This window comes from Micromonospora sp. WMMD708, assembly GCF_049315245.1.
Lineage (GTDB): Bacteria > Actinomycetota > Actinomycetes > Mycobacteriales > Micromonosporaceae > Micromonospora > Micromonospora wenchangensis.
In genome coordinates, this window is the sequence record NZ_CP186060.1 from 1,515,224 (window position 1) to 1,529,237 (window position 14,014).

Sequence of the window (14,014 nt, forward strand, 5' to 3'; positions counted from 1 at the left end):
CCAACCTCTTGATCACGGGGCAACGGCGTGGTGATCAAGAGGTTGGTGTCGAGAATCCGGGCGGGGATGACGCAAACCTCTTGATCGCCCGGTCCGGACGGGGGTGGTCTGCGGTGATCAAGAGGTTTATGTCAGCCTGGTCGCCGTTCCTGACGTAAACCTCTTGATCAACACGAGCGGGCGCGAGCAGACGCGGGGCGGGCGGGGTGGGGGTGGAGGCCGGCGGGTCAGGTGTGGAGGGTCCAGGTGCCGGCGTGGGGGACGGTGACCAGGGTCCAGGGGCCGTCGGAGGTGACGGTGGCGTCGGGGGAGACGGTCAGCCAGGGGGAGTGGCGGACCCGGACCGGGACCCGACCGGCGGCGGTGGTCCGGAACGTCAGCGTGGCGGCGTCCTGCCGGACCAGCGTCCCGGGTGCGGCGACCAGGGGCGTCGGGTCGGTCACCGCGTACAACCGCCAGTGCCGGTCCGACCAGACCTCGGTCAGGTACGGCAATCCCGCCCCGACCAGTTCCGCCTCGGCCCGGCCCACCCAGGACAGGGGTGCGTCGGCGACGGCGACGTACTGCACGGCGTACTCGTCAAGCCAGGCCCGGTAGCTGTCGGCGGTCAACGGCACGCCGGTGCCGTCGGCCCCCGGGACGGTGGTGAAGAACAGCGGGTTACGCCCGATGTCGACCTGGCGCAGCCAACCCCGAGCCAGCGGCACCTCGCCGAGCTGCGCGGCCTCCCAGTAGTTGCGGGTCGGCGGCACCTCCACCCGCCCGGTGAGCCCACGCCGGCCCAACTCGGCGGCGAGCGGGGCGAAGTAGCCCCGGTCGGCGGTCGGATCGTCGGCGCTGCGGACGTCGGCGGCGACCACCGGCGGCAGCCACCAGCACACCGCCGCCAGCAGCACGGCCAACGCCACCGCGCCGGTCCCGGCGGACAGACCGACAGGCGGGACCGGTCGGGTGGCCCCGCCGGACCCCGCGGCGGCCCGGCGGCGGGGCAGCCGGGCGGGTGGCCGGGCGGCGGCGGCCAGCACCGGCAGCGCGAACATCGTCACCAGCCGGGTCGCGTTCAGCCCGACCGGGGTGTGCACCAGCGCCGCCGCCAGCACCCCGCCCGCCGACAGCAACGCCCCGACCCGCACCGGCCGGTACGCCACCAGCGTCGCCACCAGCAGGCTGACCGTGACCGACCGTAGGGTGTCGGAGCCGCTGATGTTCATCCAGCCGCCCTCACCGAACAACAGCCCGGTGACCCCCAGCGGCACCGCCGCCGCGACCCCGAGCAGCAGGCCGTCGGCCCATCGGCGGGTGACCAGCAGCGCCACTCCGACCAGGCCGACGAACAGACCCGCCACCGGGCTGCTCGCCGACGCCAGCGCCGCACCGGCCACCGCCAGGACCGGCCGGCCCCAGCCCCCGCCCCGTGTCCAGCGCCCGCCCCGGCGGTCCGCCCCGGCCGCGCCGCCCCGCCCGTCCGCCCCGCCCGCGCTGCCCCGGCGGTCCGCCCAGCCTTGGGTGCCTGGCGCGAAACCCGGTCCGTCGGGGCCGTGCCGGTCGGCAGGCAGGGTCAGGGCGAGCAGGGCGGCCAGCCCGAACGCCACCCCGAGGGCGTAGGTGACCCGGCCGGAGACCAGGTTGCCGGTGATCGTCAGCACCCCGACCAGGCTGCCGAGCAGCGGCCGGGGCACCCGGGTACGCACCAGCAGGGCGGCGAACGCGGCCGCCGAGACGACCAACGCCAGTGCCCCCGTGGGACGTACCCCGAGGGTCGCCATCAGCGGCGGTGAGACCAGGCTGTAGCCGAGCGGCCCGATGCCGGCGTACCAGCGCAGGTCGACCAGGGCCCAGCCGTGCGCGGCGAAGAAGTCGGCTCGGGCCACCTGGGCCGACAGGTCCGACCCGAGCGGGGGCGACGCCAGCCACACCCCGGCGAGCACGACGGCGACCACGGTGGCCGACCCCACCACCCTGCTGCCCCGCATGCCCACCTCCGGTCCGCGCCCACGCTACTGGCAGCATGACGGACGTGCCTCACCACCTGTCCCGCTGGCTCGGCCTGTCCGGTTCGGTGCTACTCGCCGTCGCCGCGTACCTCGGGGGTGCGCTGCCCGGGTCGGAGTTGCGGCCCACCCCGGTCAGCATCTGGCAGAGCCGGCACGGGCCGCTGATCATCGTGCTCTGGCTGGTCGGCACCGGGCTGCTGGCCTGGGCGTGGTGGACGCTGCGCGACCGGGTGCCGTCGGCGCGGTGGGCGCTGGTCACCGCCGGGCTGTGGGTGCTGCCGCTGCTGGTCGCGCCACCGCTGGCCAGCCGCGACGTGTACGCGTACTCCTGCCAGGGCGCGAGTTACGCGGCCGGGATCAACCCGTACGAGCAGGGGGTGTCGGCGCTGCCCTGCCCGTGGATCGACACCATCTCCTACATCTGGCGGGACACCCCCGCCCCGTACGGGCCGCTGTTCGTGATGATCGCCGGGGCGGTGGTACGGCTCACCGGTGGCCTGGACCCGGACACCGCGCTGACCGTCAACATCGCCCTGTTCCGGCTGCTCGCCGTGGCCGGGGTGGCGCTGACCGCCGCCTGCCTGCCGACGCTGGCCCGGCGCTGCGGCGTACCGGTGCCCCGGGCGCTGTGGCTGGCGCTGGCCTCGCCGCTGGTCGGCGTACACCTGGTCTCGGGGGCGCACAACGACGCGCTGATGATCGGGCTGCTGGTCGCCGGCCTGGCCGTGGTGGCGGCCAACCCGGGCCGGCGTTGGCCGCTGCTGGCCGGCGGGGTGCTGCTCGGGCTGGCCGGCGCGGTGAAGGTGACCGCGCTGGTGGTGGTGCCGTTCGCGGTGCTGGCCGCGCTGGTCGGGCCGTACCGGATCAGGGCGCTGCTGCGCGACGGCCTGCCGGTCGCCGGCGGCGCGCTGGTCGCGGTGGCCGGCGCGACCCTCGCTGCGGGCCTGGACTTCGGGTGGATCGCCGGCCTGGAACAGGGCGGCCTGGTGATCGCCTGGACGTCGCCGCCGACCGCCGTCGGGCAGACCGCCGGCTACGTGGCGGCCCTGTTCGGCGCGGACGTCGACGCGCTGCCGGTGACCCGCACGATCGGCATGCTGGTGCTGGCGGTGCTGCTGGTCTGGTTGTGGTGGCGGGCCCGCACCCGCGACCCGCTGTGGCACGCCGGCCTGGCGCTGGCCGCGACGGTGGCCCTCGCGCCGCTGTTCCACCCCTGGTACTGGCTGTGGCCGATGGCCGTGCTGGCCGCGACGACCCACCGGTCGACCCGGTGGTTCGCGCTGGTGGCGTTGATCTCGTCGTTCCTGGTGCTGCCGGACGGCACCGGGCTGCCCCGGTTCACCAAGATGCCCGGCGCCCCGCTGATGACGCTGTTGGTGATCGTGGTGGCCGTGCGGTTGGTACGGTCGGCTCGGGCGGGACGGCGACCCGCCACCGTGGATTCGCCCGCCGACTGAGGAGAGGTGGCCGGTGACCGAGGCCGGCGCACCGACCGGGCGGGCCCGCGTGGTGCGCTACCTCGGGCTGACCGGGGCGGTGCTGCTCGCCGTGGCCGGCTGGCTGGGCGGGGTGCTGCCCGAGGTGCCGCCGACCGGCCCGTGGCGCGCGCCGCACGGCCCGGCCGTGGTGAGCTGCTGGCTGGCCGGCACGGCGCTGATGGTGGGGGCCTGGTGGGCGTTGCGCGCCGGTGCGCCGTCGACCGGGTGGGCGTACCGCACCGCCGGGCTGTGGTCGCTGCCGCTGCTGCTCACCCCGCCCCTGGCCAGTCGGGACGTCTACTCGTACGCCTGCCAGGGCTGGTCGTACGCGGCCGGGCACGACCCGTACCGGGTGGGGGTGGCGGCGGCCGGCTGCCCCTGGGTGGACGCGGTCGCGCCGATCTGGCGGGACACCCCGGCCCCGTACGGCCCGGTCTTCGTGCTGCTGGCCGCCCTGGCTGCCGAGGCCGGCGGTTCCCTGCCCGGCACCCTGCTGGTGCTGCGGCTGTACGCGGTGGCCGGGGTGCTGCTGGCGGCGCTCTGCCTGCCCGGCCTGGCCCGCGCCGCCGGGGTGCCCACCCGCCGGGCGGCCTGGCTGGGGCTGGCCTCGCCGCTGGTCGGGGTGCACCTGGTGGCCGGCGCGCACAACGACGCGGTGCTGCTCGGCCTGCTCCTGCTGGGCCTGCTGGTGCTGGTGCGCGCGCCCGGCCGGACCCGGGGGCTGCTCGTCGCCGGGGTGCTGCTCGGGCTGGCGGTGGCGGTGAAGGCGACCGCGCTGGTGGTGCTGCCGTTCGCGGCGTTGACGGCGGTGCACGGCCGCTACACCCTGCGGGCCCTGCTGCGCGACGGCGGCCGGCTCGCCGGGGCGGTCCTGGCCACCCTGGCGGCGGTCTCGGCGCTGTCCGGCCTGGGGTTGGGCTGGGTGGCCGGGCTGGTCCGCAGCGGGGACTCGCAGCAGTGGACGTCACCGCCGACGGCGGTCGGCTTCGTCGTCGACTACGTCGGTGAGCTGGCGGGTCGGCGGCCGGACGCGGTGCCGGTGACGAGGGCGGTGGGCCTGCTGGTGCTGGTGGTGCTGCTCGCGGTGCTGTGGTGGCGGGCGTGGACGGTGCTGCGCCGGCTCAACGACGTCCGGCAGCGGGTGCACCGGCTGGCGGCGGCCCGACCCCGGGTCACCCTGGGCGCGGCGGGTGTGGCGTTGGCCGCGACGGTGCTGCTCGCCCCGGTCCTGCACCCGTGGTACGTGACCGGGCCGCTGCTGCTGCTCGCGGTGTCGGCGACCCGGACCACCTGGTTCGTGGTGCCGGCGGCGGTGGCGGCCTTCCTCACCCTGCCCGACGGCACCACCGTCGCCCGCTACTCCAAGGCGCCCGGCGCGATCGTGCTGACCGGGCTGCTGGTGGTGCTGCTGGTCGGGGCGCTGCACGGCCGGCGGCGGAACGGAACGGGCCGGCCCCGCGAACGCGGAGCCGGCCCGGCCGGTGAAACGTGACCGTCGAGGGGGAACCTCAGCAGTCGAAGTACATCGCGAACTCGTGCGGGGTCGGGCGCAGACGCACCGGGTCGACCTCGTTGGCCCGCTTCCACCCGATCCAGGTGGAGATCAGGTCGGGGGTGAACACGCCACCGTCGAGCAGGTAGTCGTGGTCGGCCTCCAGGGCGTCGAGCACCTCCGGCAGCGAGCCCGGCACCTGCTTGACGTCGCCCCACTCCTCCGGCGGGAGGTCGTAGAGGTCCTTGTCGATCGGGGCCGGCGGCTCCATCTTGCTCTTGATGCCGTCCAGGCCGGCCATCATCATCGCCGAGAAGGCGAGGTACGGGTTGCTGGACGGGTCCGGCACCCGGAACTCGACCCGCTTGGCCTTGGCGTTGCTGCCGGTGACCGGGATGCGGGTGCAGGCGGAGCGGTTGCGCTGCGAGTAGACCAGGTTGACCGGGGCCTCGTAGCCGGGCACCAGCCGACGGTAGGAGTTGACCGTCGGGTTGGTGAACGCCAGCAGCGACGGGGCGTGGTGCAGCAGGCCACCGATGTACCAGCGGGCGGTGTCCGACAGGCCGGCGTAGCCGGTCTCGTCGTAGAACAGCGGCTCGCCGTTGAGCCAGAGGCTCTGGTGGGTGTGCATGCCGGAGCCGTTGTCGCCGAAGAGTGGCTTGGGCATGAAGGTGGCCGTCTTGCCGTTGGCCCAGGCCTCGTTCTTCACGATGTACTTGAAGAGCTGGAGCTGGTCGCCGGCGTGCAGCAGGGTGGAGAACTTGTAGTTGATCTCCGACTGGCCGGCGGTGCCGACCTCGTGGTGCGAACGCTCCACGGTGAAACCGCCGTCGACCAGCCGACGCACGATCGAGTCGCGCAGGTCGGCGTAGTGGTCCACCGGCGGCACCGGGAAGTAGCCGCCCTTGTACGCGGTCTTGTAGCCGCGGTTGCCGCCGGCCTCCTCACGCCCCGTGTTCCACGCGCCCTCGACCGAGTCGATGTAGTAGAACGACTGGTGCGCCGAGGTCTCGTGGCGGATCGAGTCGAAGATGTAGAACTCCGCCTCGGCGCCGAAGTAGGCGGTGTCGGCGATGCCGCTGGCGGCGAGGTAGGCCTCGGCCTTCTTGGCTACGTTGCGCGGGTCCCGGGAGTAGGCCTCGCGGGTGAACGGGTCGTGGATGAAGAAGTTGAGCGCGAGGGTCTTCTGCGCGCGGAACGGGTCGATGAAGGCGGTCGCGACGTCCGGGAGCAGGAGCATGTCCGACTCGTGGATCGCCTGGAAACCGCGGATCGACGAACCGTCGAACGCGAGACCGTCGGTGAAGACGCTGTCGTCGAAGGACTCCACCGGCAGGTTGAAGTGCTGCATCACGCCGGGCAGGTCACAAAAACGTACGTCGACGAACTTTACGTCCTCGTTCTTGAGGTATCGCAGGAGTTCCTCGGGATTGGCAAACACACGTCCTCCTGGCACGTCCACTCCGGTGGCTGGGCTCTGGCGACGCTATGACCGCGGGGTTGCTCGCCCGTGTCTCCAATGTTTCTGCCGTGTTACGCCGCTAGCGGAGCGTCATCTGCGCCGCTCAGTACCCGCCGGGTTGTCCGTTCGGACGATACCGGCTGAAGCACTGTATCGCTTTTCAGGGTGATAAGACCGAATTTGCACAGACTGCGGGAACGCCCCCGGAGTCCACCTGCTGGTCCGCCCCGGGCCCGGCGGTGGGCTGCGGGGCGGCCCCGGGACCGTGCTGACTACCCTGGACCACCGTGACGAGTCCGCCCGCCGCGGCACCGGTGCCGCCCGCCACCGACCCCACCTTCGACCCGCCGGGCCTCGGCCGACGGTTCGGTGCCCTGGTGATCGACTGGGTGCTCTGCCTGCTGGTGTCGAACTTCTTCGCCGACCCGGTCCGCGACGGCTGGGCCCCGGTGGTGGTGCTCATCGTCGAGTACGGCTTCTTCCTCGGCCTCTTCGCCCAGACCCCCGGCATGTGGATCACCAGGCTGCGCTGCCTCGACTGGTCCGACGGCGGGCGGCTCGGGATACCCCGGGCGCTCCTGCGCGGCCTCCTCCTGGCCCTGGTGGTACCGCCCCTGATCATGGACGCTCAGCGGCGTGGCCTGCACGACCGGCTCACCGGAGCGGTCGTCGCCGACGCCCCCCGTCCCGCCCGCTGACCCCGGTTCGCCCTGACCCCCGGCCTCGGCTACCCGCTGACCCCGGACCCGATGCGAGCCGGGCCCGACGGGCCCGGCTCGCGGAGACGTACCAGATGGGGGTTCAGCGGCCCCGGGTCTGGCGGAACGCGCGGCCCGGCGGCCGCATGTTCTTGGGAATCGCGCCCTTGGGCATCTGTGGGCGGGCGGTGAGCGCCTTGAGCCGCTTGTCGAGGGAGTTGACGTCCTTGCCGTTGAGGGTGCGCGGCAGCCGCATCAGGGTCATCCGCAGCTTGCGGATCGGCAGCTCACCCTCGCCCTGGCCGATCACGTAGTCGTGCAGCGGCGCCGAGCCGATCACCTTGGCCAGCCGGCGCTTCTCCTGGCCCAGCAGGCCCCGGACCCGCTGCGGGTGCCCCTCGGCCAGCAGGATCACCCCGGGCCGGCCGATCACCAGGTGCACCATGTCCATCTGGGTGGTGGAGCTGACCGCCGGGGTGACCCGCCAGTCACCACGCATGCTCTCCATGATCTGCGCCGCCGCGCCGGGCTGCCCCTCGGCCGCGTTCATCATCGCCTTGTTGGACCGCAGGTTGAGCACGACCAGCAGCGCGAGCAGGGCGAACAGGATGCCGATCGGCAACCAGAGCCAGCCCCAGAGGATCACCGCGACCACGGTCAGCGCGAGCGGGATCAGCACCGCCCCGGCGGCCAGCGGCGCGAACCACCTGTCCTGCTTGGCGGTGAACCGGAACACCATCCCGATCTGCTTCAGCCGTTGGCCGAACGACACCTTCTCCTGGGGCTTTGCCATGCCGCCGAGTCTAGTGGTCGCCGCCAGGACGGATGATCCCCGGCCGGTGCTCGGCCGGGGCCCGACCGTGCCGGCGGTCAGCCGGCGGGCGAACGGTCCCCGACCGGCGCGGTACGGGGCCGGGGCACCACCGGCGCGGCGCGGCCGGTGCCGCCCTCGCCACGAGCGGCGTCGGCGCTGCCGCCGCCCTCCTCGTGGTAGTCCTCCTCGACGTTGACCGCCCAGACGTCGTGGTCGGTGCCGTCCAGGATGTTCTCGGCGGCCAGCATCGCGGTGAGCATGGAGTGGTCCTGGTTGTTGTACCGGTGCATGCCGTTGCGCCCCACCGGGTGCACGTTCGGCACCGCCTCGGCCAGCCAGCGGCGGATCACCTCGACGGCCTCGGCGTAGCCCTCGTCGTAGACCGGGTAGGCCTTCGGCATCCGCACCACGTACCCCGTGGTGACCGAGCCGGGGCGGACCAGGCCGAGCCGCTCCAGCTCGGCGGTGCCGAAGGCGACCAGCTCCGGGTCGGGCATCGACCACAGCTCGTCGCCCTCGTTGACGAAGTACTCCAGGCCCAGGCAGGTGCCGCCGGCGCGGACCATCTCCGGCGACCAGGCGCCGTAGTTCTGGATCCGCCCGACCTGCACCCCGGGGGTGTGCACGTAGATCCAGTTGTCGGGGAAACCGGCCTCGGCCGGCACCACCAGCGCCACGGTCAGGAAGTCCCGGTGCCGCAGCGCGTCGGCGGCCTCGCGTACCTCGGCCGGGGCGGGCGGGTCCATCGCCCGGACCAGGGCCGAGATCGGCATGCTGGAGACCACGTGGTCGGCGGCGATCCGCCGCTCACCGGCCGGGCCGTCGACGGTCACCGCGACCGCCCTGCCGTCCTCGCGGTGCACGGTGCGCACCGCCGTCTCCAGCTCGACCGTCCCGCCGCCCTTGACCACCAGCTCGGCGCAGCGTTCCCACATCATCCCCGGGCCGAGCCGGGGGTAGCGGAACTCCTCGATCAGGCTGGTCACCTCGGTGCCGCCGCGCTGGGGCAGCAACGCGCCCCGGATCGCCGCGCCGAGGGAGAGGTTGCGGATGCGCTGGGCCGCCCAGTCCGCCTGCAACTCCGTCGCGGGGATTCCCCAGACCTTCTCGGTGTACGTCTTGAAGAACATCCGGTACAGCCGGGCCCCGAACCTGGCCGACACCCAGCCCTCGAAGTGGCTCTGGTCGGCCGGCGGACGCACCCGCGCCCACAGGTACGACCCGACGCACCGGCACGCCTCCCACACGCCGAGGTTGCGCAGCGCGTTGCCGGCCCGCAGCGGGTAGTCGAAGAGCCGGCCCTGGTAGTGGATGCGGCTCATCCGGGGGCGCAACAGGAAGTCGTCGTCGGAGAGCAGCTCGTGCCAGAACGCCTCGACCCGGGACACCTTGGTGAAGAACCGGTGCCCGCCGATGTCGAACCGCCAGCCCTCCCGCTCGACGGTGCGGCTGATCCCGCCCACCACGTCGTCGGCCTCCACCACGTCGACCGGGGCGTGCCGCCGGGTCAACTCGTACGCGGCTGTGAGGCCGGCAGGGCCGGCGCCGATGACAACCGTGTGCGGCTGCGCCATCAAAGACACCACCATCGATGAGTTGCGGGTCAGGGCTGGCGGAATCTAACACGATCCCGCCCTGCCCGGACACCGTCGCCGAATCGACGCCGAGCTGCGGCCGGACACCTCTTGCGGGTGCCGCCGAGGTCTGGAAAGATCGACATGCTCGAATGCCCGGCGGCCGTCGCCGTTCCTGGTGGTCCTCCGCAGGCGTGCCCGGTGGTCTTCTGCGCGCGTGGCCCGGCGGCGTCCCGGGTCAGCCGACGGTGACCGAGGCGTCCCGGCGGGCCGTCAACGCCTGCTGGTAGAGCCGCCCCGCCCGGTAGGACGAGCGCACCAGCGGCCCGCTCATCACCCCGGCGAAGCCGATCTCCTCGGCCTCCTCGCGCAGCTCGACGAACTCCTCCGGCTTGACCCAGCGGGTCACCGGGTGGTGCCGGGGGGTGGGCCGCAGGTACTGGGTGATGGTGATCAACTCGCAGCCGGCGGAGTGCAGGTCGCGCAGCGCCTGGGAGACCTCGGCCCGCTCCTCGCCCATGCCCAGGATCAGGTTGCTCTTGGTGACCAGCCCGGCGGCGCGGGCCTGCCGGATCACGTCGAGCGAACGCTCGTAGCGGAACGCCGGACGGATCCGCTTGAAGATCCGCGGCACCGTCTCGACGTTGTGCGCCAGCACCTCGGGCCGGGCGCCGAACACCTCGGCGAGCTGCTCGGGAACGGCGTTGAAGTCGGGGATCAACAGCTCGACGCCGCAGCCGGAGCGCAGCGCGTGGATCTGCCGGACCGTCTCGGCGTAGAGCCAGGCGCCGCCGTCGGGCAGGTCGTCGCGGGCCACCCCGGTGATGGTGGCGTAACGCAGGCCCATCGTGGCCACCGACTCGGCGACCCGACGCGGCTCGTCGGCGTCGAACTCGGCCGGCTTGCCGGTGTCGATCTGGCAGAAGTCGCAGCGCCTGGTGCACTGGTCGCCACCGATGAGGAAGGTGGCCTCGCGGTCCTCCCAGCACTCGTAGATGTTGGGGCAGCCGGCCTCCTGACAGACGGTGTGCAACCCCTCGCGGGAGACCAGCCCGCGCAGCTCGGTGTACTCCGGCCCCATCTTAGCCTTGACCTTGATCCACGGCGGTTTGCGCTCGATCGGCGTCTCGGCGTTGCGCGCCTCGATCCGCAGCATCCGTCGCCCCTCGGGGGCGACCGTCGCGGAGCGCGCTGCCTGCTGGGTCGTCGGCGCGGAGTGCTCGATCGTCACAAAACCGAGCCTACGCCCGACGGCGGCGATCGATGCACGTCGGGCGACCGGCGTCACGTCACCGGTCTTGTGACACCGGCCACCCGGCGGCCGGAAAAGCCCGTTACAGCCCGGTGGGACGGGTGCTAGCGTGCCGGCAGAGCTGTGACGGAGCCGAGTAACGCCCCGATCCGCCAGTGCAGAGAGCCGCCGGTTGCTGGAAGGCGGTCTGACGCCGGGGCGCGAAGACCCTCCCGAGCCGCGGGAAGAACGGCGCGTCCGCGCGCCCAGTAGACCCCGCCCGGCTGGCCCCGGTGAAAAGGCGACGAATGAGGCTCCCGCCACGGCGGGGGCGAAGGTGTGGTGGCACCGCGAGGTTCCCGCTCGCCCACACCTCCCGGGGATCGCGTTGCGATTGATCGAGGAGGTAACCGCCATGCAACGCATCCTTTCCGCCCACCTGCCCACCCGCACCGGCACGACCGTGCGGATCGCCGGCTGGGTGCACCGCCGCCGACTGCTCAAGTCGGTGGCCTTCCTGATCGTCCGGGACGCCACCGGACTGACCCAGGTGGTGGTCACCGACCCGGCCGTGCGGGCCGCCGTGACGGCGCTGCCCGAGGAGACGGTGGTCGAGGTGGTCGGCACGGTCACCGCCAACGGCACCGCGCCCGCCGGGGTCGAGCTGACCCACCCGACCGTACGACCGCTCGGCCCACCCGCCGTGCCACCACCGTTCGACCTCTACCGGCCGGCGCTCACCGCGACCCTGCCCACCCAGCTCGACCACGCGCCGGTGGCGCTGCGGCACCCGACCCGCGCGGCGGCCCTGCGGATCGCGGCGGCGGCGGTGGCCGGCTTCCGGGCCACCCTGGACACCCGTGACTTCGTGGAGGTGCACACCCCGAAGGTGGTCGCCACGTCCACCGAGAGCGGGGCGAACCTCTTCGCCCTCGACTGGTTCGGTCGACCGGCCTACCTGGCCCAGTCGCCGCAGTTCTACAAGCAGCTCATGGTGGGCGTCTTCGAGCGGGTCTACGAGGTCGGGCCGGTGTTCCGGGCCGAACCGCACGACACCGTCCGGCACCTGGCCCAGTACACCTCGCTCGACGCCGAGCTGGGCTTCGTCGACGACCACCGCGACGTGATGTCGGTGCTGCGGGACACCCTCGCCGGGATGCTCGCCGAGGTGGCCCGGCGGGCCGGCGGCGCGGTGGCGACCCTGGGCCTGACCCTGCCCGGGGTGCCGGCCGAGATCCCCGCCGTGCACTTCACCGAGGCGCTGCGGATCGCCGGCGCACCCCCCGACGAACCCGACCTGGCCCCCGCCCACGAACGGGCGTTGGGAGAGTGGGCCCGCGCCACCCACGGGTCGGACTTCCTCTACGTCACCGGGTACCCGATGGCGAAGCGGCCCTTCTACACCCACCCCGACCCGACCCGGCCGGCGTACTCGAACGGTTTCGACCTGCTCTTCAGAGGGTTGGAGCTGGTCACCGGCGGGCAGCGGCTGCACCGCCACGCCGACTACCTGGCGGCGCTCGCGGCGCGCGGCGAGCCGGTCGAGCCGTACGCCGGGTACGTCGACGCGTTCCGGCACGGGATGCCGCCGCACGGGGGCTTCGCGATCGGCCTGGAGCGGTTCGTGGCCCGGCTGGTCGGCGCGGCCAACGTCCGGGAGGTGACCGCCTTCCCGCGTGACCTGCACCGGCTGACCCCCTGAACCGGCGGGTGTCCGCGCGAACGAGCTGGGCCGGCCTGGAGGCTGGTGGGGCGGACCGGGCCGGGCGGCCGTGCCGACGATGCCTGCCTGCGGCGGCCGCCTGGTCTGCCCGGCCGTCCGTGGTCGCCCACCGGGCTTGCACTCTGGGTAGCGGCCTCACCGGTGTCGCCGTTGATTGCCCTCCGTGATCGGTGCGGGGGGGTAAGTGAAGCCCGTTCTTGTCACGTCTCAGCCCCGCACCTCGCTGATCAGGGGTTTCGTCGCTACCTTTCCCTACCCCGCCTACCTGCCTATCCGCGCTTTGCTCTGCTGCCATCGACGCGACGGTCACTTTCCGGATGCGGTGCCTCCAGGGCAGCAGAGCAAAGCGGGGGAGAGGGGTAGGTGCTACCCGGTAGCTTTTCTTACGCTGCGTAGCGGCCTGAGCGGCCTGAGCGGCCTGAGCGGGGTTGCGGCGGACGGCGCTGGGCGGCAGCGTGGCGGATCCGGTGCCGGTGGATCTGCGGCGGCCCGACGGGTGCAGCGGGGTCAGGCCGGGCCGAGCAGGTCCCAGCGGTTGCCGGCGATGTCCCGGAACACGGCCACCCGACCGTACGGTTCGGTGCGTGGCGGCGTCACGAACTCCACGCCGGCGTCGACCATCCGCCGGTGGACGGCGTCGAAGTCGTCGACCCGCAGGAAGAAGCCGACCCGGCCGGCGACCTGGTCACCGACCGCCGCGTCCTGCCGCTCGCCGTCGGCGCGGGCCAGCAGGATGCCGGTCTGCGCGCCGGGCGGACGGACCACCACCCAGCGCTTCGGGTGGCCGTCGTTGGTCAGCGAGGGCGCATCCTCGACCAGCTCGAAGCCGAGAATACCGGTGAAGAACGCGATGGCCGGGTCGTAGTCGGCGACGACGAGCGTGACGAGGTCGATCCGCACCGGCTCAGCCGAGCAGGGTGGGCAGGTGCCGTTCCACCACGGGCAGCACCTCGGCCACCGTCACCGGGCGGCCCAGCTCGGCGGTGAGCGAGGTGGTGCCGGCGTCGGCGATGCCGCACGGCACGATCCGGTCGTAGTACGACAGGTCGCAGTCGCAGTTGATCGAGAAGCCGTGCTGGGTGACGCCCCGGGCGACCCGGATGCCGATGGCGGCCACCTTGCGGGCCGGACCCCGGTCGTCGTCGGGTACCCAGACGCCGCTGCGTCCCTCGACCCGGCCGGCGGTCAGCCCGAACTCGGCGCAGACGTCGATCAGCAGCTGCTCGGTACGGCGGACGTAGGCGACCACGTCGACCGGGTCGGGCAGCCGGACGATCGGGTAGCCGACGAGCTGCCCGGGGCCGTGCCAGGTGATCTTGCCGCCCCGGTCGACGTCGACGACGGGGGTGCCGTCCATCGGCCGGTCCCAGGGCTCGGTGCGCTTGCCGGCGGTGTAGACGCTCGGGTGCTCCAGCAGCAGCACGGTGTCGCCGCGCCCGCCGGCCACCACCGCCTCGTGCAGCCGCCGCTGCTCGTCCCACGCGGCCGAGTAGTCGACCACACCCGCCCGGACGGCGGTCAACCCGGAAGTCGTCACGCTCACCCCGC

11 protein-coding genes are annotated in these 14,014 nt (G+C 73.2%); 4 read left to right on the forward strand and 7 right to left on the reverse strand.

What is annotated here, in order from left to right:
• Positions 1–227: 227 nt before the first annotated feature.
• A complete protein-coding gene (locus ACN260_RS06990; protein WP_422755212.1) occupies positions 228–1,973 on the reverse strand; it encodes a hypothetical protein in 1,746 nt (581 codons plus the stop codon).
• A 44-nt stretch (positions 1,974–2,017) separates the two neighbouring features.
• On the opposite strand from ACN260_RS06990, the gene mptB (ACN260_RS06995) reads away from it, so the two are divergent.
• Both mptB (ACN260_RS06995) and mptB (ACN260_RS07000) read left to right on the forward strand, forming a co-directional pair.
• Entirely contained in the window at positions 2,018–3,451 is a 1,434-nt protein-coding gene (gene mptB / locus ACN260_RS06995) for a polyprenol phosphomannose-dependent alpha 1,6 mannosyltransferase MptB (RefSeq protein ID WP_422756641.1), read from the forward strand.
• Between the two features lie 13 nt (positions 3,452–3,464).
• Positions 3,465–4,964: a polyprenol phosphomannose-dependent alpha 1,6 mannosyltransferase MptB gene (gene mptB, locus ACN260_RS07000; protein WP_422755213.1), complete on the forward strand. Its 1,500-nt coding sequence runs from the start codon at positions 3,465–3,467 to the stop codon at positions 4,962–4,964.
• A 16-nt stretch (positions 4,965–4,980) separates the two neighbouring features.
• On the opposite strand, the gene glnA is transcribed toward mptB (ACN260_RS07000), so the two are convergent.
• Positions 4,981–6,405, reverse strand: coding sequence for a type I glutamate--ammonia ligase (glnA, locus tag ACN260_RS07005; protein ID WP_088644628.1), 1,425 nt, complete (start codon positions 6,403–6,405; stop codon positions 4,981–4,983).
• Positions 6,406–6,713: 308 nt separating this feature from the next.
• Between glnA and ACN260_RS07010 the strand changes: the two genes are divergently transcribed.
• Positions 6,714–7,124: an RDD family protein gene (locus ACN260_RS07010; RefSeq protein WP_204927878.1), complete on the forward strand. Its 411-nt coding sequence runs from the start codon at positions 6,714–6,716 to the stop codon at positions 7,122–7,124.
• A gap of 103 nt (positions 7,125–7,227) precedes the next feature.
• Here ACN260_RS07010 and ACN260_RS07015 read toward each other — a convergent pair whose 3' ends face one another.
• The 3 genes from ACN260_RS07015 to lipA form a co-directional block, all read right to left on the reverse strand.
• Positions 7,228–7,917 carry a DUF4191 domain-containing protein gene (locus tag ACN260_RS07015; protein ID WP_204959385.1) on the reverse strand — a complete coding sequence of 230 codons (690 nt, stop codon included), beginning with the start codon at positions 7,915–7,917 and terminating at the stop codon, positions 7,228–7,230.
• Between the two features lie 77 nt (positions 7,918–7,994).
• Complete coding sequence (locus ACN260_RS07020) at positions 7,995–9,512, reverse strand: NAD(P)/FAD-dependent oxidoreductase (protein WP_422755214.1); 1,518 nt, start codon at positions 9,510–9,512, stop codon at positions 7,995–7,997.
• Between the two features lie 238 nt (positions 9,513–9,750).
• Complete coding sequence (gene lipA / locus ACN260_RS07025) at positions 9,751–10,800, reverse strand: lipoyl synthase (RefSeq protein ID WP_088644632.1); 1,050 nt, start codon at positions 10,798–10,800, stop codon at positions 9,751–9,753.
• A gap of 358 nt (positions 10,801–11,158) precedes the next feature.
• On the opposite strand from lipA, the gene aspS reads away from it, so the two are divergent.
• Positions 11,159–12,445 (forward strand): aspartate--tRNA(Asn) ligase, encoded by a 1,287-nt coding sequence (gene aspS / locus ACN260_RS07030; protein WP_422755215.1) that lies wholly within the window; start codon positions 11,159–11,161, stop codon positions 12,443–12,445.
• Positions 12,446–12,973: 528 nt separating this feature from the next.
• On the opposite strand, the gene ACN260_RS07035 is transcribed toward aspS, so the two are convergent.
• Both ACN260_RS07035 and lipB read right to left on the reverse strand, forming a co-directional pair.
• Positions 12,974–13,366, reverse strand: coding sequence for a VOC family protein (locus ACN260_RS07035; RefSeq protein WP_422755216.1), 393 nt, complete (start codon positions 13,364–13,366; stop codon positions 12,974–12,976).
• A 4-nt stretch (positions 13,367–13,370) separates the two neighbouring features.
• A complete protein-coding gene (gene lipB / locus ACN260_RS07040; RefSeq protein WP_422755217.1) occupies positions 13,371–14,009 on the reverse strand; it encodes a lipoyl(octanoyl) transferase LipB in 639 nt (212 codons plus the stop codon).
• Positions 14,010–14,014: the final 5 nt, after the last annotated feature.

Coding starts and splice junctions, on each gene's coding strand:
- ACN260_RS07020 (WP_422755214.1), bottom strand. CDS start 9,512: ATGGCGCAGCCGCACACGGTTGTCATCGGCGCCGGCCCTGCCGGCCTC.
- ACN260_RS07015 (WP_204959385.1), bottom strand. CDS start 7,917: ATGGCAAAGCCCCAGGAGAAGGTGTCGTTCGGCCAACGGCTGAAGCAG.
- aspS (WP_422755215.1), top strand. CDS start 11,159: ATGCAACGCATCCTTTCCGCCCACCTGCCCACCCGCACCGGCACGACC.
- ACN260_RS06990 (WP_422755212.1), bottom strand. CDS start 1,973: ATGCGGGGCAGCAGGGTGGTGGGGTCGGCCACCGTGGTCGCCGTCGTG.